Below are 23895 nucleotides of genomic sequence, written 5' to 3' on the forward strand. Positions count from 1 at the left end.
GGTGGACGGCCGTGCGGTGCCGCGGCGGCTACGCCACCCCGAGGGTCAGGCCGACGGTGTGCACCTGCCCACCGGTCCGGAACTGGAGGAACAGCCGCCAGTCACCGGCCGCCGGCATCTCGGCGTGGAAGGTCAGCGCCGGGCCGCCGGTGCCGCCGTCCTGCGCCCGGGCCTCCGGGTGGAGGTGGGCGAAGGCCTGGTCGCCGGCACGGAACGCGGTCAGGTGGGCGAAGGTCTCCAGGTACGGCTGGAGGTCGGTGACCGGCCTGCCGTCCTTGCCGAAGGTCACCTTCAGCTCGCCCGCCTTCCCGGCGACGGGGGAGCCCTCGACGGTGACGGTGTACCCGTCCACCGTCGCGGTGCCGGTCGCGGCGGGCAGTGCGGCGGCGGCGTCCGCACCCTCGCCGGGGACGGCGAGCGTCCGGCTGAGCACCAGGCCGGTGCCGCTGCCGGGGCCGGCGTCAGGGACGAACGAGGCGTACACCCGCCAGGTGCCGGCGGTGAGCGCGGCCAGCGGGGCGGTCCAGGTGCCGTCGGCGGCCATCTCGGGGTGGAGGTGCTGGAAGCCGGTCAGGTCGGAGCGGACGGCGTAGAAGTGCATCCGCTTGGTCTGGTCGGGCTGGTAGGCGGTGAGCCGTCCGCCGTCGGGAGCGGTGACGGCGAACCGGTACTCGGCGGGGGTCCCGGCGGGGAGCGTCCCGGTGTCGGAGGTGAGGCGGTAGCCGTTCCGCTCGGTGGGCGGTGCGGCGGCGCCCGGGGTGGTGGTGCCGGGGGTGGTGGTGCCGGGGGTGGTGGTGCCGGGGGTGGCGGCGTCCGGCGCGGGGGCCTCCGGCGTGCTGGGCATCTGGTGGCCCTGGTGGGCGTCGGCGGGGGAGGCGGTGGCGGCCGCGGTCGTCGCGGTGCCGGGTGCCGGTGCGCCGTGGTCCATCCCGCTCATCGCGGCGGAGCCGCAGGCGGTCAGGGCGGCCGCCAGGACGGCGGCGCCGGCGGCGAGCGCGAGGGTGCGGGTGCGGGTGTCGCGAGTCATCGTTCGAGGTGTCTTCCGGTGCGTGCGGACAGGACGCGGCGCGCCCGGCCCCTCGGGGGAGCCCGGCGCGGGTCCGGTCAGGTCCGGGAGACGCACACCTGGGAGAGCAGACGCCGACCGGCGGCGGGCGGCCCGCGCGGCTCGTCGGCCCGACGTCCGGGCGGCCCGTCCGGCGGGCTCAGCGCGACCGGTACGGCGGGCGCTCCGGCGGACGGCGGTGCGGCGGGCAGTCCGGCGCCGTCCCGGTCCCGGGCGGTCACGCAGGAGGCGGCCGCCGTCGGCGCCCCGTCCCCGTGCGCCGTTCGCGGCCCGTCCAGGGCGGGTGGCCCGTCCGGCACGGGCGGCCCGTCCGGCGTGTGAAGGTGCGGGACGGCCGCCGCCGGTGCCGCCGCCGTCATCGCCGGTGCCGGGGCCGCCGCCGGCTCGTGGCAGCCGGCGGCCGCCGTCGGAGAACCGTGCATCAGGAACAGTCCGGCGAGCAGCGCGCAGAGCACCAGCAGCCGGGCCGCGGCCCCGCCGGCCCCACGCGCCCGCCCACCATCCGCCGTCACGCGCCGAGAATACCCCCAGCCGGTATTCGTCCCCCGTAAATGCGGCTCGGTGCGGGTGTGTTTCGGTCCCCGCTGCGCCAGTTCCGGCCGATTGGCCCGCTCCCGGAGTGTCCCGACCCCGCTGACCGGGCAGGACTCTCCTCGGCCACCCCGTCGGCAGGAAGAGCCATGCCAACTCGCCAGCTTCGAGACGAGCGCCCACCGACCACCCCCGAGGACGACCCGCCCCCGTCCCGTGAACCCGTCCTGCTCGGCGACATCCTCTTCGAGACCCTCGCCGACCTCGCCCGCCGCGCCACCCCGTCGACCCCGGTCCACCTCCCCGCGCAGCGCCCCCACCCCTGAGCCCCCGGCCCCGGTCCCTGCCCCCGTAGTCCGGGCCCCGCCCCCGCAGTCCGGGGCCCGAGTCGGGGCTGCCGGTCAGGCGCGGAGGCGGCTCAGTGCCGCGGTGGCGATGCCCTCGACGGAGGCCGGGGCGCCGGCGGACCGGCCGCTGAGCTCGACGATGCCGACCCTGGTGCCGCTGCGCAGGACCGCGACCCCGCCGCTGACCGTGCCGTCGCCGCTGTAGGACGGGTACCAGCGGGCGGTCCCGCCGGTGACGGTCAGGGTGTGGGCCGCGCCGTAGTGCCAGTGGCCGGCGGGCTCGTCCTGGCAGTCCTGGACGAGCGCGACGAGCTGCTTCTCCCAGGCGTCGGCCGCGGTCCCGGTGGGAGCGCTCGCAGCCGACTCGGTCAGGAGGCCTTCGGTGTCGAAGGTCCAGTTCACGGACGCGTACGCGGTGGCCCTGCCCTTGGTCAGGTCGCGCATCGTCTCCTCGCCGGAGCACGCGGACAGCCCCTGGCGCCCGGTCAGCGAGACGGTCGCGCCGACCGGGTTCAGGCCCTGCTGGAAGTAGTCCTCGCTCTGGAGGAGGTCGGCGGAGCCGAGCCCGGGCGCGGCGACCGCGACCGCGGCAGCGGCCGGGTGGGAGGCGGTGGCCGGGGCGGCGGCGACCGCCGGGGTGGCGGCGACCGCGGCCGCGGCCGGGTGCGCGGACCCGCCGGCGGTGGCCGACTGGGTGCCGACGACGCTGACCGTGATCAGTGCGGCGGCGAAGCAGGCCGCGGCGGCGACCCGGTTGCGGCGAACGGACTTCTGCTGGACGGCCTGGTTCTCGGTCATCTGGTCCCCCTGCTGGTCGGGACGCCTGCTGCGTCCTCGTACGACCGGGGAGATGTCGCCGGAGGAGGGAAAGTTGGAGCCCCGACCGGCTGTTTCACAGCTGTGACAGAGCGGTCCTGACGACGCGGTCCATCGCGGCCGTCCCCAGGCAGGCACCGACCTCCAGCACCCCGTAGTGGCTGCCGCTGCGCAGCACGGCGATGCCGCCGCAGGGCTCCTTGCCCTCGGGCGCTGCGCCGGTGGTGTTGAGGATTCCCGGGTAGGCGCCCATCCAGCTCGCGGTGACGTCCGGGGCGAGCTGCACCGTCGTGGTCTTGCCGTAGACCCAGTGCCCCGGCGGTTCCGCCTGGCAGGGCTCCTCCTCCAGCAGCAGGCGCGCGGCGAAGTTCCTTGCCAGGGAAGGGTTCCGGGCCTCGGCGGTGACCTCGCGGGCGACCTGGTCGCCGGGGTCGTCGGCCACCGTGGGGTCGTCCGGGTCGGCGCGGGAGCCGGTCATCAGTCCGCGGAAGTGGGCACCGGGCCCGCCCAGGGTCTGGGTGAGGGTCTTCTCGCCGGAGCAGGCCGCGTTGGCGTAGGCCCCGTCGCCGTACCGGTCGGCGACGTGGATCCGCGCGGCGTCGACGTCCGGGCTGAACGCCGCGGGTCCCAGGAGGTTCGCGGTCGTCACCGGTCCGGTCGCACCGGCCGGCGAGGCGGAGCCGGAGGGCGAGGCCGAAATCGAGGGTGAGGCCGAGGGCGTCAGGCCGGACACGCCGGGCGTCGCGAGAGCGGACGCGCCCTGGGCCTCCCCGCCGACCGCGGCACCCGACCGCGCTGCCGGGTGCGCGGTGGCGCCGGGGGGCGGTGGCAGGACGAACCGGCCGGTCGCCAGCCCGAGCGCGGCGGCTGCCACCAGGGCGGCGACGGCGGCCCGGGGCCGGACGGCGGCGAGTCCGCCGCCCGCCGCGGGACCGCCGTTCACAGACCGGTGACCAGGCGCTCGCGCATGAAGCGGCGGGCCTGGTGGATACGGTCCTTGACCGTCCCCAGCGGGGCGTCCAGCTCGTCGGCCACCTGGGCGTAGGTCAGGTCGCCCAGGTCGCGCAGCACGAAGGACTCCACCAGGGCGGGGTGCTGCTGCTCCAGCGCGGCCAGGGCCTCCATCAGGTCGAGCCTGGTCCCGGCGATGACACTGGTGGTCCGCGGGTCGACGGACTCGGGGAGGTCGGCGTGGCTGTCCTCGGCGCGCCGGCGCATCGAGCGGTAGGTGGACCGGGCGGCGTTCGAGGCGATCACCGTCACCCAGCCCAGGAAGGAGCCGTGGCCGCCGTACCCGCCCAGGTGCGTGCTGATGGACAGCAGCGCGTCCTGCGCGGCCTCCTCCGCGTCGGCGTGGTGAGGCAGGAAGCGCGAGCAGCGGCGCAGCACCACCGGCCGCAGCTTGGCCAGCAGGTACTCCATCGACCCCGGCTCCCCCGCCTGAGCAGCCGCCACGAGCCGCTCCAGCTCGCCTTCCTCGAACACCCGGATCCCCCGTATCGTCCCGCCCGGCATCCCCGTCGAATGGGAGTTCCACACTCCCCCCGACTCCGGCAGAATGCTGCCACATGCGCAAGCTCGGCCGTTACCTCCTCCTGGAGCGGCTCGGAGCCGGTTCCTTCGCGACGGTCTGGAAGGCCTACGATCCGGAGCTCGACACCGAGGTCGCGGTGAAAGTGCTGGCCGAGAACTGGGCCGCCAACGCCGATGTGCGCGAGCGGTTCCTGACGGAGGCGCGGCTGCTGCGCCGGATCGCCAGCCCGCGGGTGGTCCGGGTGCACGACGTCGGGGTGCAGGAGGACCGGCCCTACTTCGTCATGGACCACGTACGCGGCGGCACCCTGGCGGACCGGGTCGGCCGGTGCGACCCGCAGGAGGCGCTGCGGCTGGCCGCGGAGGCGGGCTACGCGGTCCAGGTCCTGCACGAGGCGGGCGTGGTGCACCGCGACGTCAAGCCGTCCAACCTGCTGCTCGCCACCGGCCCCGCGCCCGCCGCGGTGCTGGTGGCGGACCTGGGCAGCGCCAAGCAACTGGCCGACGCGTCCGGGCTGACGGTGACCACGGGCACGCCCGCGTACATGGCACCGGAACAGGCCTTCCAGACCGGCGGGTTCGACGGGAGGGCCGACGTGTACGCGCTGGCCGTCGTGGCCTACGAGCTGCTGACCGGGCAGAAGCCGTTCGGCCCGGGCGGACGCGCCACGGCCCTGATGACCGACGGACCGACCGCCTCGACGCTGCCGGCCCTCCCGGCCGGGGCGGAGGTCCCACCGCACGTCGCCGTGCTGCTCCGGGCCGCGATGTCCGTCGAGCCGGCGGACCGCCCGCCGACCGCCCAGGCCTTCGCGGACGCCCTGCTGGCTCCGGCGCCGCAGCCCGGGCCCCCGGGGCGTGTCCGGGAAGGCCCCGGGTGGCTGACCCCGCGCGCGGTCTGCCTGGCGTCGGGCACGGTGTTCACGGCGGCGACCCTGCTGGGCTGGCTGCAGCGCTGAACCCGACGGGGAGCCGGTCCGCACCGGCGGCCGCGCCCCGGAGCCGAACCCGGCCGGTGCCCACCCCGACGGCAGCCCCGACGGCAGCCGGGCGGATCCGGCCGGGGGCGCTGGTCACCTCGGTCAATTCTTTTTCACCTATCGCAGCCTGAGCTGCGGAAACGACCTGGAGCCCACACGCTGCGTCTCCCTAGGCCCGTCAGGGCTCACCTGGATGGAATCGGATCTCGCCTGGCGGGCGACCTGAGCCGCCCGGTGGCCAGGGCGGACTTGGCGGCAGCTGTTGACCCAGCGGCGTGGGTCGGTCCTCGTCGACAGCGCCGTCTGTCTCCCGAGCGGGGAAGGCTGCCCCAGCGCGGTCGACCTGGCTGAACCGGAGCAGCTCCTTCCTGATGGTCAAAGTCGCTCATCTTCTGGGCAAGTTGGAAGATCCGACGGTTGCTCACCACAAGTGCGCTACGGTGAGAGCGGCAAGGAGTCCGGGACAGCGCCTGGATCACCGCTGATCTATTCAAGGCACGGAGCGTCGGAAAGCACCCTCGCCACCGCCTTCTTCCCCCGTGACTCACGTGACCAGCGGGCTGCCATCAGCACGGTGGTCGAAAGGTGCCCACTGTGACCATCTACTCCCAGCATGCGAACCGCGGGAAATCGCAGATCCTCGCGACCTACCAGGGCCCGGACGGGGTTGCATCGTCCACTGTGACGAGCCTGAGCAGCCCTGCTCTCGCGGCGCCGATCGTTGATGCGCTCAACCGGATCTCCGCCCTGGCCACTGTCCCGTTGAGTGTTTTCGATCGCCGCAATCGCGGTGTGAACCGCTACCCGCGAACGCACCTCGCAGCGCTTACCAACCGGGACTTGCGCGCCGATCTCCTGAACGGCTCGCACAGCCTGTGGTACGAGTACACATGCCTGCAACTTCACCAAGCGCTCGTCGACTTGGATGCTGCACTGGCGGCCGTGCCCCCGCCTGTCCTGACCGCGATCGAGGCGGAACTGGGGACAGAGGAGCGCGGGCTGCGCGATGCGTTGGCGGAGTACTCGGAGGGAATCCCCGTTCCTGAGACGGAGAGCCGGCGGGACTGGGAATTCGGCTACCCGTTCGTGGCCTATGACGGCGGGATGCAGATGCTGAGCCGCGAGGTCCGGAAGCAGCTGGATCGCCTCGAAGAGGGGATCTCACCCGAGCAGCGGATGCAGGCCGTTGCGGACCTGCGGGTGCTGGTGACGGCCTATTCTCAATGCTCCAGCGAGCAGGCCGCGCTGGATTACACCCCTGTCGGTATCTTCACGGAACCGTACGATTCGGACGGCTACTACATGTCGATCCTTGCGCCGGAGCCCGGCAACAAGGACGCCGACTCTTGGGAGATCGAGATCGGCCGCTGGCGACCGGATGACCCTGACGACCCGGAGTGCAGTAGCGCGACTGGCATCGTGGCGATTCGCTGCGAACTGCCTACGTCACCGGAGGCATCCCAGCTCGTCGGCCTGCTGGACAAGGTTGAGCAACAGTCAGTCCTACTCGCCAAGTGGGCCGAGTCGCTCGTCGGGGCGACGCTCGATGGAACCGAATTCGTGGTCACCCAGGGCCGTGACGGCTGAGCATCGCGTTTGTCCGCCGGCGGCCTTGCGACCGTCGGCGGACAACACTGCAACGCTGGCCTTGATCAGCCCAGTTGGGCGAGGCCCTCGGTGGCGATCTTCTCGAAGACGGCGAGGTCGTTCTCGAAGATGGAGTCCGGCACCGGCCAGTGGATGACCAGCTCGGTGATGCCCAGCTCCTGGTACTTGCCGGCCCAGTCGACGAAGGCGTCGAGGGACTGCAGGGGCTTCTCGGCCGTCGAGCCCTGGAGCAGGACCTTCTCCAGCTCGCGGACGTCGCGGCCCGCCGCCTCGCAGGCGGCGGTCAGCTTCGCCAGCTGCGCGGCGATCACCTCGGGTGCCTGCTCGACCGGTACGTCCGCCGGGCCGCGCGGGTCGCCGTAGGTGACCCAGCCCTGCCCGTACTCGGCGGCCAGGCGGAGCCCGCGCGGGCCGGTCGCGGCGACGTAGAACGGGACCCGGGGCGTCTGCACGCAGCCGGGGATGTTCCGTGCCTCGACGGCCGAGTAGTACGTGCCCTCGCGGGTCGTGGCGTCGTTGGTCAGCAGCTCGTCCAGCAGCGGCAGGAACTCGGCGAACCGGTCCGCCCGATCCTTCGGCGACCACGCCTCCTGCCCCATCGCCGTCGCGTCGAACCCGACCCCGCCGACCCCGATCCCCAGCGTCAGCCGGCCGCCGGACACGTCGTCCAGCGTGATCAGCTCCTTCGCCAACGTCACCGGGTGGCGAAAGTTCGGTGACGTGACGAGGGTCCCCAACCGGAGCCGCTCGGTCGCCGTTGCCGCTGCCGTCAGCGTCGGGATCGACCCGAACCACGGTTCGTCCCGGAAGCTCCGCCAAGACAGGTGGTCGTAGGTGTACGCGGCGTGGAAGCCGAGGTCGTCGGCTCGACGCCAGATCTTCTGCCCCTCGCTCCACCGGTGGATGGGGAGGATCACGGTACTCAGACGCATGTCGTCGACCCTAACCGGACCTGGCCGGACGCATCGGTGGCGTGCCGGGCAGGCGCGGATCAAGTAGTGGTGTGTGCAGGCCGCCCACCGGTCATCGCCGATCGCAGGGCGGTTCTGACGCGTGCAGCACCCGCAGTCGCTACGTCCGCACCCCCGCCCACCGCGATGGTCCGGGTTGCGAGGCCCGCGCAGGGACGGCAGATGCCCGGCCGGGGCACCGGGTCGTGGCACTTGGCGCACTCGGCGTACCGGGGTGCTGTGGGCTTCACGGGGGCCTGGACGGGTGGCATCCTGCGCTCCAGGTGGTTGCGGAGCACCGCCACCGCCGAGTGCACCGGGGTCGGCAGGCCGGGCAGCAGGGCTTGGGCGAGGTCTGCGGGGGTACATCCGCGCTCCAGCCACTGCGCGATCTGCGGGGCGAGCGTCCGCGCCTCGGCCTCTCCAAGGTGCAGGCGCGGCTCCGGGCGGATCACCCCGAACAGCGTGGCGACCCCCTCACGGACCTGCTCGTCCTACCTTGTTCCAATATGGAGGTGTGCAGGGGTGGCGCAACCGGCGGCCAGGAGCCACGACAGGCGGTGAACGATGGATCGTGCGACCGACCCGGTGGCCAGCGAGGTCGCGGTGAGACGCTTCTCTGCCGATGACTCCGTGGAGGAGTTGACCACCCTGCTTCATCGCGCCTACGCCGATCACGCTGCAGCAGGGCGGGCCTTCTTTGCCTCCTACCAGTCGGTGGAGGACACGGCCATCCGACTTGGAAGGGGTGAGTGCTGGCTGGCACTGCAGGGAGCCGTGCTGGTGGGAACCGTGACGCTGGCGGCCCGGTACAAGGTGCAGGACGGGTACCCAGCCCCGGCGGGAGCGGGCTCGTTCTGGCAACTGGCGGTGGATCCCGCGTACTGCAGGACGGGTCTCGGGCAACGGCTGTTGACCCTGGCGGAGGAGCGTATCGCCGCTCTTGGGGCGACCGAGGCGGTCATCGATACGTCGGTCGAAGCGATCGAGTTGGTCGGCTGGTACCGCCGACGGGGATACGACCCGATTGGCACCTGGCGGTGGGATGTGACCAACTACGAGAGCGTCGTTCTTCTGAAGACCCTGCCTGCAGGCTGACCGCCGGATACGGAAGGGCTGCGGTCGCGTCCCCAAATCGGGGACGCGACCGCAGCCGAGGCCGTCCGCCCCGTGCTCGACCTGCCCATCGAGCAGCGGAACTTCGGCATCACCAGCAGTGCCCAGCGCGTCCACGCCGCGCTGCCGTCCAGTGGTCGTAGTGCCGGCGGAGCGGCGGTTGACCTGCGCGAGGAGATCGAGGCGTTCACCGCCAACCCGACATCGGTCCTCATCCGGTGACCGCGCAGGTAGGCTCCGCGGCCATGACCTCAGTCCACCTGGCCGGCCCCCGCCTGGTACTTCGCGAGATCGAGCACGAGGACACCGACGCCCTCCTGGCCGTCTACGGCGACCCCGAGGCCACCCGGCACCTCAGCTTCGAGCCCCGCACCCGCGACCAGGTCCAGGCGATCGTCGACCGCTCGATGCAATCGGCGACGGACAGCCCGAGGACCGAGTACGGCCTCGCCGTCACCCACCTCGGCGACCACCGGCTGATCGGGTACGCCCGCCTGGCCACCGAGCCTCAGCAGGCCGCCACCATCGGCTTCGCCCTCCATCAAGCGGAGTGGGGCAAGGGGCTCGGCACCGAGACCGTCCACCTCCTGTGCGCACTCGGCTTCAACGCCCTCGGCCTGCACCGAATCTGGGCCGCCCGCTCTCCGCTCAACGAGGCGTCCGCGCGGACGCTCCTCCGCGTCGGCATGACCGAGGAAGGCCGCATCCGCGACCACGTCTTCGTCAACGGAGCATGGCGTGACTCGATCACCTACTCGGTCCTGGAGCACGAGTGGACACCGATCGAGGGGCTGCGGGCCCCCGACGCGATCGTGCCCGATGCCACGAAGGCACTCTCCCGGGATGACCCGCCTGACGACGTGTCGCACGGAGGGTGAAGCCGTGCTGACCGAGCTAGTGGTGCCGCACATGGTGATCCCTGGCATCACCGAGTTCGCTCGTGGGGGATTTCCCGACCCGCCAGCCACCGACGACGGCAACCACTGGGTCGACGGCGGAGAAGCCGCTGGAGTCGGTGGACGCCTTCGTGGACTGGGCCGGGCGCTACCGGGAGCTGGGCATCACCGAGCTGGTGATCCACTGGCCGGTCCCGGACTCGATCTTCGAGAACGACCCGGAGGTCTTCGAGCGGATCGCCACCGAGGGCCTCGCCCAGCTCGGCTGACCGCGGGCCCGCCGGTGCGCGGCGGACCGTCAGGTGCCCGGCCGGTCCCCGGTGGAGAGGGGCCGGCCGGGCGGGCCGGGAGGAGCGGATCCCCTAGGGGACGGCGGGGCGGATGTCATACCGCAGCAGCAGAGGTGCTCGTCATCCGAGCTCATGGCCCGGACGGGACCCGGCCACTACCTTGGGCAGGTGTCCACTGTCATCAAGACGGACGGCCTCACCAAGAGGTTCCCCCGGGTGACCGCCCTCGATCAGCTCACCGTTGAGGTGGAGCCCGGGGTGGTCGGTCTGGTGGGGGCGAACGGGGCGGGCAAGTCCACACTCATCAAGATCCTGCTCGGGCTGGCCCCGGCGACCTCGGGGACCGGGCAGGTGCTCGGCCTCGACATCGCCACCCAGGGGTCGGAGATCCGCGAGCAGGTCGGCTACATGCCCGAGCACGACTGCCTCCCGCCGGACGTGTCGGCCACCGAGTTCGTGGTGCACATGGCGCGGATGGCCGGGCTGCCCGCCGCCGCGGCGCGCGAGCGGACGGCGGACACGCTCCGCCACGTCGGGCTGTACGAGGAGCGGTACCGGCCGATGGGCGGGTACTCGACCGGCATGAAGCAGCGGGTCAAGCTGGCGCAGGCGCTGGTGCACGACCCGAAGCTGGTGCTGCTGGACGAGCCCACCAACGGGCTGGACCCGGTCGGCCGGGACGAGATGCTGGCGCTGATCCGCCGCGTGCACACCGACTTCGGCATCTCGGTCCTGGTCACCACCCACCTGCTGGGCGAGCTGGAGCGGACCTGCGACCACCTGGTGGTCATCGACGGCGGCAAGCTGCTGCGGTCCTCGTCGACCGCCTCCTTCACCGGTGCCACGGCGATGCTCGCCGTCGAGGTGACCGACCACCCGGAGGACGCGGGGCTCGACGCGAGCGCCGCCGTGCGGGCGCGGCTGGCCGCGGCCGGGCTCGCGGTGGAGGCGGAGGGGCCGCGGATCCTGCTGGTCCGGCTGGCCGGTGACGACACCTACGACACCATCCGGGACGCGGTCGCGACCCTCGGTCTGGGGCTGGTCCGGCTGGAGCAGCGACGGCACCGGGTCGCCGAGCTGTTCACGGACGGCGGCGCGGACACCGGCGCGGACGGCGCCGACCGCGCGGACACCGGCCCGGTCGACGACGGCCGCCGGCAGAACGAGGGAGGTATCGCAGATGTCGTCGTCTCCTGAGACCAGGCCGACCGACACCGGCGTCATCCACGACATCGGCTACCGCGGCTACACCGGCCCCCGGCTGGGCCGGGCGTACGCCACCCGCTCGCTGTTCACCCAGAGCCTGCGCGCCGCGTACGGCCTCGGGCGGTCCGGCAAGTCCAAGGTGCTGCCGATGATCGTGCTGGGCGCGGTCGCCGTGCCCGCCGTGATGATCGTGGTGATCACCGTCGCCGGCCGGCAGACCGAACTGTCGATGGACTACGCGGAGTACCTGAGCGGGATCGGGCTGATCGTCTCGATCTTCCTGGCCTCGCAGGCGCCGGTGCTGTTCTCGCGCGACCTGCGCCACCACACCGTGCCGCTGTACTTCTCCCGCCCGATCACCCGCACCGACTACGTCCGCGCCAAGTTCGCCGCGATGGTCTGCGCCCAGCTGCTGCTGATGCTCGTCCCGCTGCTGGTGCTGTACGTCGGCGCGCTGCTCAGCGGGCTGAGCTTCGGCCACGAGACCACGCACTTCCTGTACGGCCTGGTCGCGGCGGTGCTGTACGCCCTGGTGCCGACCTCGGTCGCCGTGGTCGTCGCCGCCGCCACGCCGCGCCGCGGTTTCGGCGTCGCCGCGATCATGGGCTACCTGGCGATCAGCACGGTGGTCGTCGCGGTCGTGATCGGCATCAGCATGGGCACCGTCGACGGCGGGGTCTCGGACTCCGCGCAGTGGGCCGCGCTGCTGTCGCCGGGCGGCCTGGTGGAGAGCCTGACCAACCAGCTGTTCGACCTCGGCGGCGGTCCCGACCGGATGCACGCGCCGGGCGGGCTCGGGGTGGTGGCCTTCACCGCCGTCGCCGCCGCGATGGTGGCGGGCTCGTACCGGCTGCTGCTGCGCCGCTACCGCGGCATCTGACCAACCGAATCTGAGAGGGCGTCATGGCCACCATCACCATCGACAAGGTCTCCCGCTGGTTCGGGAACGTGGTCGCCGTCAACGACGTCAGCATGGCGATCGGTCCTGGCATCACGGGTCTGCTCGGCCCCAACGGCGCCGGGAAGTCGACCCTCATCCACATGATGAGCGGGTTCCTCGCCCCCTCGACCGGGGCGGTCACGCTGGACGGCACGCCGATCTGGCGCAACCAGCAGGTGTACCGGCAGATCGGGCTGGTCCCCGAGCGGGAGTCGATGTACGACTACCTGACCGGTTGGGAGTTCGTGCTCGCCAACGCCGAACTGCACGGCCTCCCCCACCCGGGCGCCGCCGCCCGGAAGGCGCTGGCCCTGGTCGAGATGGAGTACGCGCAGGAGCGGAAGACCGGCACCTACTCCAAGGGCATGAAGCAGCGCGTCAAGATGGCGTCGGCGCTGGTCCACGACCCCGCCGTGCTGCTGCTCGACGAGCCGTTCAACGGGATGGACCCGCGGCAGCGGCTCCAGCTGATGGAACTGCTGCGCCGGTTCGGGGCGGACGGACGGACGGTGCTGTTCTCCTCGCACATCCTGGAGGAGGTCGAGCAGCTGGCCCGGCACATCGAGGTCGTGGTGGCCGGGCGGCACGCGGCCTCCGGGGACTTCCGGAAGATCCGCCGGCTGATGACCGACCGCCCGCACCGCTACCTGGTCCGTTCCAGCGACGACCGCCGGCTGGCGGCGGCACTGATCGCCGACCCGTCGACGGCCGGCATCGAGCTGGACTGGCAGGAGAAGGCGCTGCGCATCCAGGCGGTGAACTTCCAGGGGTTCACCACGCTGCTGCCGAAGGTCGCCCAGCAGGCCGGCATCCGGCTGTACACCGTGGCGCCCGCGGACGAGTCGCTGGAGAGCGTCTTCTCGTACCTCGTCTCCGCGTAGCCCCTGGGCGGAGCGGCCCCGGCGCGCCCGCCGCGCTCCCGTCCCCGCCCCCGCCCCCCGACCAGCCCCGCCCGCACCCGCTCCGGGTCCGGACCCGCCCCGCTCCGGACCCGTCCGCGGACCGGACCCCGTACGGACCCCAGGAAGGCCGACCCACCATGAACCCGACCGTCGCCAGGCTGACGCTGCGCGGCCTGCTGGGCCGCCGCCGCGGCTTGCTGCTGCTGGTGGTCCCCGCCCTGCTGCTGCTCGTCTCGGTCATCGCCGCCGGCGCCAGCGGGGACAAGCACGACCTGACCGTCAAGATCCTCGGCCAGCTCGGCCTCGGCACCCTCCTGCCGATCCTCGGCCTGGTGGTCGGCACCGGCGCCATCGCCACCGAGATCGACGACGGCTCGATCGTCTACCTGCTGGCCAAGCCGCTGCCGCGCTGGAAGATCATCACCACCAAGCTGGCCGTGGCGATCGGCACCACCTGGGTCTTCGCGGCCGTCCCGACACTGATCGCCGGCCTGGTGCTGTACGGCACCAAGGACGGCGTGGCGCTCGGCTACACCGCCGCCACCCTGGTGGCGGGGGCCGCCTACAGCTCGCTGTTCCTGCTGCTCGGCGTGGTCACCCGGCACGCGGTGGTGGCCGGGCTGGCGTACGCGCTGGTCTGGGAGTCGCTGATCGGCACCTACGTCGAGGGCGCACGGACGCTCAGCGTCCAGCAGTGGGGCATGTCGGTGGCGAAGGCGGTCGCCGCGGACGGCGCGGTCACCGCCGAGGTGGCGCTCGGCGTGGCCGTTCCGCTGCTGCTGGTGGCCACAGTGGCGGCGGCGGCGTTCGCCTCGGTGAGGCTGGCCGGACTGACCCTGGCCGGCGAGGAGTAGGGCGCCCGGACCGGCCGCGTGGCCCGCGGGCCGCTCCCGGACGGCGTCGGGCCGCCCTGCAGCAGCAGCGGCGGGCCCGAGCGGTACGGCGGGGCGCCCTGCAACGGCGGGCCCTTCGGTGTCGGTCCCTCAGAGCGTCCGGTTGCGCCCCGCGCCCCAGCCGGCGACGGCCACGACGGTGACCAGGACCAGCATCAGGGTGAGCGGCACGGTCCAGCCGCCGGTCGCCTGGCGCAGCGCGCCGGCACCGACCGGTCCCGCCGCGGCGACCAGGTAGCCGACCGCCTGGGACATCCCGCCCAGCTGGGCGGCGCCGGCGGCGCTGTCGGTCCGCAGCACGATGAAGGCGAGTCCGAGGCCCAGCGAACCGCCCTGGGCGACGCCCAGGATGGTGGCCGCCACCCAGGCGCCGGGCACCGGCGCGATCAGCAGGACGGCGATGCCGACGCCGTTCAGCACCGCCATCACGAGGGCGAGCGCCCGCTGGCTGGTCATCCGGCCGGCCATCAGCGGGACGAGGAAGGCGCCGGCCACCTGGACCAGGTTGGAGAAGGCGAAGACCAGGCCGGCCTCGCCGCGGGCCATCCCGTGGTCGGCCAGGATCGTCGGCATCCACGCGACCAGGGTGTAGACGAGCAGCGACGAGATGCCCATGAAGAGGCTGATCTGCCAGGCCAGCGGCGACCGCCAGATCCCCTCGATCGGCCGGCCCGCCGCGGCCGGGGCGGGCCCGGACGCAGACGAGGACGAGGACGCGGACGTCGCCGGGGCCGACCGTCCGGCCCGCGTCCGCAGCACCTGCGGCAGCCAGGCCACCGCGGCGACCAGGGCCAGCAGCGACCAGGCCCCGAGCGAGGCCTGCCAGCCGCCGCCGAGCGCGTGCTCCAGCGGCACCGAGAGGCCGGCCGCGAGGGTCGCGCCGACCAGCATCGTGGTCGAGTAGACGCCCGTCATCGCGGCGGCCTTGCCCGGGAACTCGCGCTTGACCAGGCCGGGCATGGAGACGTTCAGCACGGCGATCGCCACGCCGATCACCACGCAGCCGGCGTACAGCGCGGCCACCGACGGCAGGACCCGCAGCAGCACGCCCGCGCCGAGCACCAGCACCGCGCCCAGCACCACCCGCTCGGTGCCGAACCGCCGGGTCAGCCGGGGGGTGAGGGGAGCGCCGACACCCTGGAAGAGCACCGGCACGGTGGTGATCAGGCCGCTGGCGGTGGCGGAGAGGCCGAACGTGTGCTGGATCTCGCCGACCATCGGCGAGATCGCCGCCAGGCAGGCGCGCATGTTCAGGGCGACGAGCAGGATGCCGGTCAGCAGCAGGGCGGGGTGGGCGAGCCGGCTGCGGACGGGGAGCGCGGAGGAGGAGGTGGTGACCACCGGCTGCTGGGCACGGGTGACGGCCATGGGGCGTGCTGCTCTTTCGGGAAACGGTTCCGGGGACGCGGAAGGGCGGGACCGCGGAAGGTGCGGGCGTGGAAGAGGGCGTCGCCGCGGAGGGCGCGGGCGTCGGGGTGCGGGCGCGGAGGGTGCGGCCGGGCGAGGGAGCCGGGCCGCGGAGGGGCTTGGGGCCGGTTACTTCCGGGCCGCGATGGCGGCGAGGAGCTGCTCGACGGCCGCGGTCGGCTCGGCGAGCAGCGCGCGACAGGCCGCCTCGGCGCGGTCCGGGTCACCGCTCTCGATCGCGTCCACCAGCGCCTCGTGGGTGGCCACGACCACCTCCGGCATCTCGTGGTCGCCGAAGGCCGTCCGCATCGACTCCCGCACCGAGGCGCCGAAGTAGCGGTACACCTCGGCCAGCGCCGGGTTGTGCGCCGCCTCGACGACGGCGGTGTGGAACTCCAGGTCGTGTTCGACGGTCGCCTCGCGGCCGGCCCGCTCGGGGTGCGAGGCGATCACCTCGGCCTCGCGGGCCAGCGCGGCCCGCATCCGGACGATGTCCTCGGGCGTGTGCCGCAGCGCGGCCAGCCGGGCGCCCTCGGCCTCCAGCGCGGCACGGACCTCCAGGACGTCCCGCACGCCGGAGCGCTGGACCCCGCGGAGGACGGCCGCCGGGTCGCTGGTGGAGCGGACGAAGGTGCCCTCGCCCTGGCGGGAGACCAGCATGCCGGCGTGCACCAGCACCCGGATCGCCTCCCGGACGGTGTTCCGGCCGACGCCCAGCCGCTCGGCGAGCTCGTGCTCGGTCGGGATCTGTGCTCCGACCGGCCAGACGCCGGTGCTCAGCTGCTCCCGCAGCTGCTCGATCGCGGTGTCCACGAGGGAGCGCCGCCCGGCGGTCTGCAGTGTGTGGTTGCTGCTGTTCGCGCTGGTCACGACGGTCCTCCCCGGTCTGCGGCGGCCCTGGGCGAGCCGGTCATCGGTCATCCTACAACCGCTTGCCCGGTCATCCTACAACTGGGGATGAACGGAGGGGGAACCGTCGCTTCCGGAGTCGTGACACCGCGGGCCGGTCCTCCGCCGCCGTTCGACGGGGAGGACCGGCCCGGAGCCGTCACATCAGGTCGGTGAGGTCGGGCCCCAGCCCGTCGATCAGGTCGGGGTCCTCCAGGCCGTGGCCCTCGGCCTTGCCGAAGTAGGTCCGCTCGCCCGGCTCGGCCTCGACGCCGAGCAGGTCGTCCAGCTCCCGCAGGGCCGCCGCCAGCCGGGGCGCGTTGTTCGCGTGGACGGCCGGGTGCGGACGGCCGCGGAAGTCGCACCGGCCCCAGACGTCGTGGTGCACGGAGAGCTCGGCGTAGGGGCTGCCGATCTCGTCCGGCGACACCATAAGCTCGACTAGGCGGTACTCGTTGCGGCGGTTGCCGTCCGCGTCGAGCCACACGCCGTTCCCCAGCACGAGGATCTCGCCCATCTCGGCGTCCGGGTGGCCCGCCGGTCGGCAGGCCCGGACCGCGTCGGCGAGGGACGGGTCGGTGAGGGACGGGTCGGTGAGGGAGCCGGTCGGAACGCCGAGGCGGCTGTCGATGCCGAGGCCGCCGGAGTGTGATCCCCGACGGCTCCGGCCGGGCCCGGCGTCCCGTCACGACCGGGCGAGTTCCCGGAGCTTCCAGAATTCGTCCACCTCGGCCGTCTCGGACGACGCCGCCCGCCCTGCGACGGAGTCCTCGGCGGACGCCGCCAGCCGGTTCAGGGCCTCTGCGGGAGCCAGGCCGCGGTCGAAGGAGGCCTGAAGGCGATCGAGCCAGAGCAGGCCCGCCCGGTAGCCGTCGAGGTCGGCCACGTCGCACGGCTCGAAGCTCGCGGCACTCTCGGCATCGGAGGCCCACAGGTACCCCAGGGTCCCCTGCTCGCCGACCACCGGCACATACCGCACCGGACCGGAGGCCTGGCGCCCGTAGCCGGGGGTGAACGTCGGGGCCTGGCTGAAGACGGTGTTCCGGTAGGGGACCTCGAACCGCCCCCACACGTCGGAGGGCGAACCGTCGGTGTCCTCGAACTGGTTCTCCGCCCCCGTTTCGGTGGGAACGGCGAACCAGGTCGAGTCGTCGGGGTCGACCTCCAGGTCAAGTGCCTCGGAGATCTCCGCCAGGGCCGAGGCGAGGCGAGGCCCGTTCGCGGCGAACAGCGCCTCCTGCGCGTGCCCGCGGAGGTCGAAGGGCAGCCAGGCGTCGGAGTAGGTCGTGAGTCCCACGTTGAAGAACCCTTCGGACGCCTCCACCGACAGGGTGAACAGGCCCTCCTCCGCCCGGGCGTCGCGGCCGGTCTCCACGATGCCATCGCAGGTCGCGAACAGTTCGACGGTGCCGATCTCGCCGGGAGTGAGCGCCGCCCCGATCCGAGCGGTCAGGGACTCGGGAGCCCCCGAGTCCACCACAGCGAGTGCGCCGACCTGGAAGTCCGACCGGACCAGGAAGTCGCGGTGACCCGGCTCCGGGACGCACACGGTCACCCGGCCCAGGTGTGGAGTGCCCAACCGGTGCCGGTCGAGGGCCCGCAGGGCCAGGACGAACCGGCGTACGGCCTCGCCCACCAGATCGGTCCGGTGCCCGGGTTCACCCCAGTACCATCGCGCTACGGGCGTGCTGGTGATCAAGGACGGCCTCCTGGCATGAAGTCGGCGCCGGGCGGATACATGATCGTGCCGTCCTCGACGCGGAGTACAACGATGACACCCTTCTCGGAGTGGATCCTGGCGAGGTCATCCTTGATGCCCGTCGCCAGGAGGTCCGCCAGGCTCCCCTTGGTGTCGACGACGAACACCTTGACGTCCGCGGCCGAGTCCGCGAGCTGCCCGATGTTCTGCCACATCTTCTGGGTGACCTTCTTGGGGTTCGCGACCTCCTTGAACTGGTACCCGTAGATGGTGCCGTCGGCGTCGCGGGCCATGACGTCCATGTCGGTCTTCGGCCCGGTCCGTACGCCCGGCTTGATCTCCACGTCCTTCTTGACCTCGAAGCTGATGTCGCTGACCCCGTTCCTCTCCAGTCGGTCGGCCAGGCGCAGTTGCTCGATGCCGCCCGACATTTTGTCTGCCTGACTGAAGCTGGACACCACCTGATCGAAGTTCAACCGGCCCTTGAACCGGCCGGAGGCGATCAGGTCCGCCATCTCCTGACCGGCGGGGTGGTGGGCCAGGTTGTTCAAGGCCTTCTCGACGTCGGCCGGCTTCGCGTTCGAGCCGCGGAGGTTGTCGCGAATCCGCTGTTCGGTCTCGCCTCCGCGTTCGAAGGGCCGGGGCTCCTCGGTGGGCAGCCGACCGTCGCCGTCGTGGCCTCCGGGGCCGTCGCCTCCGGGGCCGTCGTGGCCTCCGGGGCCGTCGTTGCCTCCGGGGCCGTTGCTTCCGGGGCCGTCGTTGCCTCCGGGGCCGTTGCTTCCGGGGCCGTCGTGGCTTCCGGGGCCGTCGTTGAGCCCCGACCCTCCGGGGGGCTCGTGGCTCGCAGAGGGCCCGCGGCCGGCGAGGTCGTCCGCGTGGCCACCGGGCAGGTGGTCCGCGCCGCCACGCGGAACCGTGTCCGGTACGCCGTTGTCGGCGACGCCGACGGGGTCCGAGACGTGGTGGCCGCCGACGGTGACGAGCTGCGGGGTCTCGACCTTGACCGGGGTCTCGACCTTGACCGGGGTCTCGACCTTGACGGGGGGTTGGGTCTTGGGGGGTGTGTGGTTGTTGGCGGGTGTGTCGACGATGTCGGGTTTGGCGGCGTCGGCGTGTTGGGTGATGTTGCCGCCGGCGTCGTAGATGTTGCCTTTGGGGTCCATGAAGCGGGGTGGGCCGTCGACGGGGAGTTTGACGGTGCCGGTGGGCAGGGTGGTGGTGTTCTTGGGGAATTTGACGGTGTCGTCGCCGACTTTGAAGGCGCCGTCGGGGACGGCGAGGCCCTTGGGGATGCGGATGGTGCCGTCGGGGAGTTTGAGGGCGCCTTCGGGCAGGGCGATGGCTTTGTCGATGTTGATGGTGGGGACTTCGAATTTTCCGAGGCCTTTGAGGCCGGCCATGACGTCGCCGACTTTGACGATGCCGGCGCCGGCGCCTTTGAAGAGGTAGGTCATGGGGTCGATGACCTTGCCGGCTTTGCCGGCGAGGGAGATGGCCTTGGCGGCTGCGCCGGCTTTGCCGGCGCCGGAGGCGGCTCCGCCGGCTCCGCCGGTGAAGACGGTGGTGAGGACGTTGAAGGTGACGGCGCCAGCGGCGCGGGAGGGGTTGGAGCCCCATTGGTCCCAGGCGAGGAGGGCTTTGCCGGTTTCCTTCATGGCGGTGCGGGAGTCGCGTAGCCAGGAGGGGAGTTTGTCGTCGGGGACGGCGAGGAAGAGGGGTCCGACGCCGGGGACGGCGGTGATGGCGAGGCCGGTGGCGAGTTTGGCGAGGCCGGTCCAGGCTTGTCCGGCGGCGTCCCAGCCTTGGAAGCCGACGAGGGTGCCGAGGCCGACGAGGGTGCCCCAGACGCCGTCGACGATGACGCCTTTGCCGAATTCCCAGGCGTGTTCCCAGACCTGCCACCAGGGGATGGATTCCTCGACGGCTTCGCCCCAGGGGAGGGTTTTGGACTGCTTCAACGCTTCGGCGTCGTAGCCGTACATGTCCTTGGCGTTGGTGCCGTCGTTGACTTTGAGGGGGGTTCCGCCGACGAGGGCGACGATTTTGGCGTGGGCGGCGCGTTCGACGGCTTGGAACTGGGTCCAGACTTCGGCGATCTCGTTGCGGCGGTCGTTGTTCTCGTCGACGAGGTCGCCGTCCTCGCGCCATTTGTCGTCGGCGTTGGCCTTGTTGCGGAAGGTCTCGGCTTCGTGTTTGAGGTGTTCGAGTTTTTTGACGATGGGGGCGGCGTCGCGGCTGTAGGTGCCGAGGGCGCCGGCGATGGTGCACAGGTCGGTGGAGAGTTTGAGGCCGAGGTCGGCGACGGGTTTGGTGGTGGCGAAGAGTTGTTCGGCTTCGGGGGCCTGGTAGAAGGCGCGCAGGCCGCCGAAGCTGGTGTGGATGTTGCCGGTCGCGGTGGAGATCGCCGGGCCGCTGGTGGAGATGGCCTTGACGTTGGCGTCCAGCAACGCGAGGTTCCCGGTGAACACCGGGACCTCACCCGGGTTGACCGGCTTGTTGTCCGTCACTTCCCGCCCCCGTAACGCTGTCCCCGCCCGCCCTGCGGCTCCCTGTTCCGAACCACCATCAACAACCCCCGTTGTCCGGCCGATCCGCACGTCCGCGCGGTCGGCGCCCAGCCGGTGCGGGCCCGCTCGGCCGACGCCGGCGGCGGCCGCCATCGCGTGCGTCGCCGTCTGCCGTGCCGTGCCGTGGTCCTGCTCCAGCGTGGTCGCTCAACCGATCAGACAATCACATCCAAAATTTATCAACTGCCCGCCGCTCCCGAGCCGGTCGGTCGGTAGCGTGACGAAGTCATGACGTACCCGCCCCCTCCGCCGCCCCCTCCGCCGGGCGGCCCGGCAGGCGGCCCGGCAGGCGGTCGGGCGGGCTTCCGGTCCTGGCCACCGGTCCGGCGGGCGGCTCCGGCGGCGGTGGGTGCTGAGGCCGGCCCTACCGGTGGTCTGGTATGACGGAGCCGGTCCACACCCCTGATTCGAGGAGAGCGTCCGCATGGTGTTCAAGAAGCTGCTCGGTGCCCTGGGCGTCGGCGGTCCCGGCGTCGACACCGTCCTGACCACGCCGGTCGTCCAGCCCGGCGGGACCCTGCACGGGACGGTCGAGCTGACCGGGGGGACGGTGGAGGCCGACATCCGGGGGATCACCCTGACGCTGGTCGCCCGGGTGGAGATCGAGCACGAGGAGGGCGAGAGCACCGGGCTCTACCCGTTCGCCCGCTTCTCGGTGACCCAGCCGCTGAAGCTGGCCGCGGGCGAGAACCGGTCCATCCCGTTCGCGGTCCAGGTGCCGTGGGAGACGCCGGTCACCACCATCGCCGGGCAGCGCCTGCACGGCATGCAGCTCGGCGTGCGGACCGAGGTCGACATCGCCGGGGCGCTGGACAAGGGCGACTCCGACCCGCTTGAGGTCGAGCCCCTGCCGGTCCAGCGCCGCGTGCTGGAGACGCTGCTCCAGCTCGGCTTCCGCTTCCGCTCGGCCGACCTGGAGGCCGGGCACATCCGCGGCACCGGCCAGACGCTGCCGTTCTACCAGGAGATCGAGTACTCCTCGGCGCCGCAGTACGCGCACGCCTGCAACTCGCTGGAGGTCAGCTTCGTGACCACCGCCCACCGGGTGGAGGTGGTCCTGGAGGCGGACAAGCGCGGCGGTCTGTTCGGCGGTGGCGGGGACGTCATCCGCACCCACGTGGTCGACCACGGCCAGGCCGACCAGGACCTGACGTCGCTGGTCGACGGCTGGATCCGTTCGGCGCTCTGATCCCGCGGGGGGAGGCGGGGCGGCGGGCCGTCCCGCCTCCCCCCGGCCGTTCCGCTCGCCCGTCCGGTCTGTCCCGGTCGGACGGGCGGTCCGGGGCGGACGGTCAGCCGTAGGAGACGTTGCCGCAGATGTCGTCGTCGCCGGACCGGGCCTCGTTGACCACCTCGGCGGGCAGCGGAGCCGGGGCACCGGACGGGCCGGAGGCGGCCGCGGACGCGGAGGCCGCCGAGGCCGCGGCTCCGGCGGCGTAGTCCCGGCCGAGCACCAGGCTGATCCCGGCGGCCGTCCCGGGCGCCGCCGCCGATCCCGGGAACAGCGCGGCGACCTTCTCCGCGTTGGCCCGCTGCCCGGCCCCGTACTCGACGGTGGTGGTCGTCCGGGCCGTGCTGCTCGCGGTGCGGAGCCCCGTTACGGTGACCCGGGCCGCCCGGAGCGTCTCGGCGGCCCGGGCGGCCAGACCGGGCGCGGTGGTGCCGTTGAGGACGGCGACCCGGATCGGCGCCCCGTCGGTGGTGAGCGGCGTGGGCGAGGGCGTGGCCGACGGCGGGGCCGCCTCGGGGGACGGGGAGGCGGGCGCGTCCTCCTGCCGTCCGGTGGCGTCCTGGCCGTCGAGGGTCCGGTCGGCCTGGAGGGTCTTCCACAGGTTGTCGACCGCGGGGTGCACCAGGTCGATCCGCGCGCCGTTGTAACGCCAGGGCGTGGTCAGGAACTTGACGTCGTGCAGGTCGATGTCCCGGAGTGAGAGCGCGAAGTCCACCAGTTTGGCCGCCGAGTCGAGCCCCGGGTCCACGGTCATCGACCGGGTGGCCGCGTCGGCCAGCGGCAGCAGCGTGCCGGGGCTCAGCCCCTGGCTCTTGATCTTGGCCAGCAGCGAGGCCAGGAAGGCCTGCTGACGCTTCATCCGGCCGATGTCGGAGTCGTCGCCGATGCCGTGCCGCAGCCGGACGTAGTCCAGGGCCTGCTGGCCGGAGACCCGCTGGCGGCCCTTGGGGAGCACCACCCTGCCCTTCCGGCCCAGGCCGGGGTTGATGTTGCCCTCGTGGATGTCGTTGGGGAGGCAGACGTCGACCCCGCCCACCGCCCCGGTCATCGCGGCGAAGCCCTGGAAGTTGACCTCGATCGTGTGGTCGACCCGGATACCGGTGAGCTTCTCCACGGTGTTCTGCGTGCAGGCCGGGTTGCCGGACTCCGCGTTTCCCACGGAGAAGGCCGAGTTGAACATCTGGCCGGGCTGTTCCCTGGTCCACTTCCCGTTCGGGAGCCGGCACCGGGGGATGGTGACCAGGGCGTCGCGCGGGATGGAGACGCCCACCGCGTGCCGGTGGTCGGCGTGGACGTGCAGCAGGATCGTGGTGTCGGAGCGGGCACCGCCCTCGTTGCCGCCGCCGAGGTCGCTGTTCCGGCCGGAGCGGGAGTCCGAGCCGATCAGCAGCAGGTTGACCGGCCGGTTGCCGTGGGCGTCGGCGGTCGGTTCGGGCGGGCGGTCCGTGGCGATGGCGTCCGGGTCGAAGGAACGGATGTTGCCGTTCAGCTTGTAGTACACCGCGCCGCCGGCACCGGCCAGGACGACGAGCACCCCGGCCACCGACCAGGCGATGATCCGCCGGGCGCCGCGCCGGGCGTCCCGGGCGGGGTGGCGCCGGGTGTTCCGCGGTCCGTCCGGCCAGGTGTCCGGGTCGGGGCGGCGGCCGACCCGGACGGGCCGGTCCTGTACGGCGCTCCCCTGGCCCGCGCCGCCCTGGCCCGTGCCACCCGGTGCGGCCCTGCCCTGGACGCCCTTGCCCATGACGGTCTTGCCCGGAGCGCCCTTGCCGGGCGCGCCCCGGCCCTGGGCGGCCCGCCGGGCCTCGGCCCGGCCTCCGGGACGCGGCGCCGGTACGCGGCCCGGCCCGTCCTCGGGCCGGCCGGTGCGGACGCCGCCGTCGGCTCGCCGTCGCCCACCCGGTTCCGGCGGCCCCTCGCTCCACTGGCCTGACATTGGCGCGAACCTCTCAGCGGCGGAAGCGGCAATCCTGGGAGCATACAAACTCTCGGGGCTGCGCTCGGCCGCCGAACCCGGCCGTACCGGGCC

General features: G+C 72.8%; 23 protein-coding genes and 1 pseudogene. 12 read left to right on the plus strand and 12 right to left on the minus strand.

All coding sequences use genetic code 11. From position 1 onward, the window contains the following. Window positions 1-28 precede the first annotated feature (28 nt). Complete coding sequence (locus OG550_RS19360) at window positions 29-1027, minus strand: hypothetical protein (RefSeq protein WP_327679232.1); 999 nt, start codon at window positions 1025-1027, stop codon at window positions 29-31. Window positions 1028-1104: 77 nt separating this feature from the next. Further along, a complete protein-coding gene (locus OG550_RS19365; protein WP_327679234.1) occupies window positions 1105-1578 on the minus strand; it encodes a hypothetical protein in 474 nt (157 codons plus the stop codon). 168 nt (window positions 1579-1746) lie between these two features. Between OG550_RS19365 and OG550_RS19370 the strand changes: the two genes are divergently transcribed. Continuing rightward, a complete protein-coding gene (locus OG550_RS19370; protein WP_327679235.1) occupies window positions 1747-1923 on the plus strand; it encodes a hypothetical protein in 177 nt (58 codons plus the stop codon). Between the two features lie 75 nt (window positions 1924-1998). Here the strand turns inward: OG550_RS19370 and OG550_RS19375 are convergent, their stop codons facing one another. The 3 genes from OG550_RS19375 to OG550_RS19385 all read right to left on the minus strand — a co-directional run bounded on the left by OG550_RS19375 (window position 1999) and on the right by OG550_RS19385 (window position 4245). Further along, on the minus strand, window positions 1999-2742 hold the full coding sequence (locus OG550_RS19375) for a hypothetical protein (protein ID WP_327679237.1): 744 nt from the start codon (window positions 2740-2742) through the stop codon (window positions 1999-2001). A 94-nt stretch (window positions 2743-2836) separates the two neighbouring features. Further along, window positions 2837-3703, minus strand: a complete 867-nt coding sequence (locus tag OG550_RS19380) for a hypothetical protein (RefSeq protein ID WP_327679239.1) — start codon at window positions 3701-3703, stop codon at window positions 2837-2839. Next, complete coding sequence (locus tag OG550_RS19385) at window positions 3700-4245, minus strand: RNA polymerase sigma factor (protein ID WP_327679241.1); 546 nt, start codon at window positions 4243-4245, stop codon at window positions 3700-3702. Before OG550_RS19385 ends, OG550_RS19380 begins: the two co-directional genes overlap by 4 nt. Before the next feature lie 83 nt (window positions 4246-4328). Here OG550_RS19385 and OG550_RS19390 point away from each other — a divergent pair, with 83 nt between their 5' ends. Further along, entirely contained in the window at window positions 4329-5252 is a 924-nt protein-coding gene (locus OG550_RS19390; protein WP_327679243.1) for a serine/threonine-protein kinase, read from the plus strand. A 615-nt stretch (window positions 5253-5867) separates the two neighbouring features. Then, window positions 5868-6860: a hypothetical protein gene (locus OG550_RS19395; protein WP_327679245.1), complete on the plus strand. Its 993-nt coding sequence runs from the start codon at window positions 5868-5870 to the stop codon at window positions 6858-6860. A 65-nt stretch (window positions 6861-6925) separates the two neighbouring features. On the opposite strand, the gene OG550_RS19400 is transcribed toward OG550_RS19395, so the two are convergent. Beyond that, window positions 6926-7813, minus strand: coding sequence for an LLM class flavin-dependent oxidoreductase (locus OG550_RS19400; RefSeq protein WP_327679246.1), 888 nt, complete (start codon window positions 7811-7813; stop codon window positions 6926-6928). 585 nt (window positions 7814-8398) lie between these two features. Here OG550_RS19400 and OG550_RS19405 point away from each other — a divergent pair. The 8 genes and pseudogenes from OG550_RS19405 (at window position 8399) to OG550_RS19440 (ending at window position 14035) form a co-directional block, all read left to right on the plus strand. Further along, entirely contained in the window at window positions 8399-8929 is a 531-nt protein-coding gene (locus OG550_RS19405; RefSeq protein WP_327679248.1) for a GNAT family N-acetyltransferase, read from the plus strand. 72 nt (window positions 8930-9001) lie between these two features. Then, window positions 9002-9169 (plus strand): hypothetical protein, encoded by a 168-nt coding sequence (locus OG550_RS19410; RefSeq protein WP_327679250.1) that lies wholly within the window; start codon window positions 9002-9004, stop codon window positions 9167-9169. Window positions 9170-9192: 23 nt separating this feature from the next. Continuing rightward, on the plus strand, window positions 9193-9825 hold the full coding sequence (locus OG550_RS19415; RefSeq protein ID WP_327679252.1) for a GNAT family N-acetyltransferase: 633 nt from the start codon (window positions 9193-9195) through the stop codon (window positions 9823-9825). Between the two features lie 107 nt (window positions 9826-9932). Next, window positions 9933-10112 (plus strand): annotated as a pseudogene (locus OG550_RS19420) (LLM class flavin-dependent oxidoreductase); the annotation flags it as partial. Window positions 10113-10265: 153 nt separating this feature from the next. Next, complete coding sequence (locus tag OG550_RS19425; RefSeq protein WP_442906027.1) at window positions 10266-11330, plus strand: ABC transporter ATP-binding protein; 1065 nt, start codon at window positions 10266-10268, stop codon at window positions 11328-11330. Then, on the plus strand, window positions 11314-12219 hold the full coding sequence (locus OG550_RS19430; RefSeq protein WP_327679256.1) for an ABC transporter permease: 906 nt from the start codon (window positions 11314-11316) through the stop codon (window positions 12217-12219). The genes OG550_RS19425 and OG550_RS19430 overlap by 17 nt, the downstream gene beginning before the upstream one ends. A gap of 23 nt (window positions 12220-12242) precedes the next feature. Then, window positions 12243-13160 carry an ABC transporter ATP-binding protein gene (locus OG550_RS19435; protein WP_327679257.1) on the plus strand — a complete coding sequence of 306 codons (918 nt, stop codon included), beginning with the start codon at window positions 12243-12245 and terminating at the stop codon, window positions 13158-13160. A gap of 158 nt (window positions 13161-13318) precedes the next feature. Continuing rightward, complete coding sequence (locus tag OG550_RS19440) at window positions 13319-14035, plus strand: ABC transporter permease (RefSeq protein ID WP_327679259.1); 717 nt, start codon at window positions 13319-13321, stop codon at window positions 14033-14035. A 129-nt stretch (window positions 14036-14164) separates the two neighbouring features. On the opposite strand, the gene OG550_RS19445 is transcribed toward OG550_RS19440, so the two are convergent. The 5 genes from OG550_RS19445 to OG550_RS19465 form a co-directional block, all read right to left on the minus strand. Next, window positions 14165-15442 (minus strand): CynX/NimT family MFS transporter, encoded by a 1278-nt coding sequence (locus tag OG550_RS19445; protein ID WP_327679260.1) that lies wholly within the window; start codon window positions 15440-15442, stop codon window positions 14165-14167. Window positions 15443-15610: 168 nt separating this feature from the next. Continuing rightward, entirely contained in the window at window positions 15611-16351 is a 741-nt protein-coding gene (locus OG550_RS19450; RefSeq protein ID WP_327679263.1) for a FadR/GntR family transcriptional regulator, read from the minus strand. Between the two features lie 178 nt (window positions 16352-16529). Continuing rightward, window positions 16530-16886 carry a hypothetical protein gene (locus OG550_RS19455; protein WP_327679265.1) on the minus strand — a complete coding sequence of 119 codons (357 nt, stop codon included), beginning with the start codon at window positions 16884-16886 and terminating at the stop codon, window positions 16530-16532. Window positions 16887-17054: 168 nt separating this feature from the next. Beyond that, window positions 17055-18068, minus strand: coding sequence for a hypothetical protein (locus tag OG550_RS19460; RefSeq protein ID WP_327679267.1), 1014 nt, complete (start codon window positions 18066-18068; stop codon window positions 17055-17057). Further along, on the minus strand, window positions 18065-20575 hold the full coding sequence (locus OG550_RS19465; protein ID WP_327679268.1) for a hypothetical protein: 2511 nt from the start codon (window positions 20573-20575) through the stop codon (window positions 18065-18067). Before OG550_RS19465 ends, OG550_RS19460 begins: the two co-directional genes overlap by 4 nt. A 484-nt stretch (window positions 20576-21059) precedes the next feature. Between OG550_RS19465 and OG550_RS19470 the strand changes: the two genes are divergently transcribed. Further along, window positions 21060-21824, plus strand: a complete 765-nt coding sequence (locus tag OG550_RS19470) for a sporulation protein (protein WP_327679270.1) — start codon at window positions 21060-21062, stop codon at window positions 21822-21824. Window positions 21825-21927: 103 nt separating this feature from the next. On the opposite strand, the gene OG550_RS19475 is transcribed toward OG550_RS19470, so the two are convergent. Next, entirely contained in the window at window positions 21928-23802 is a 1875-nt protein-coding gene (locus tag OG550_RS19475; protein WP_327679272.1) for an LCP family protein, read from the minus strand. Window positions 23803-23895: the final 93 nt, after the last annotated feature.

Origin of the sequence: Kitasatospora sp. NBC_00458, from assembly GCF_036013975.1 — a bacterium.
Taxonomy (GTDB): Bacteria; Actinomycetota; Actinomycetes; order Streptomycetales; family Streptomycetaceae; genus Kitasatospora.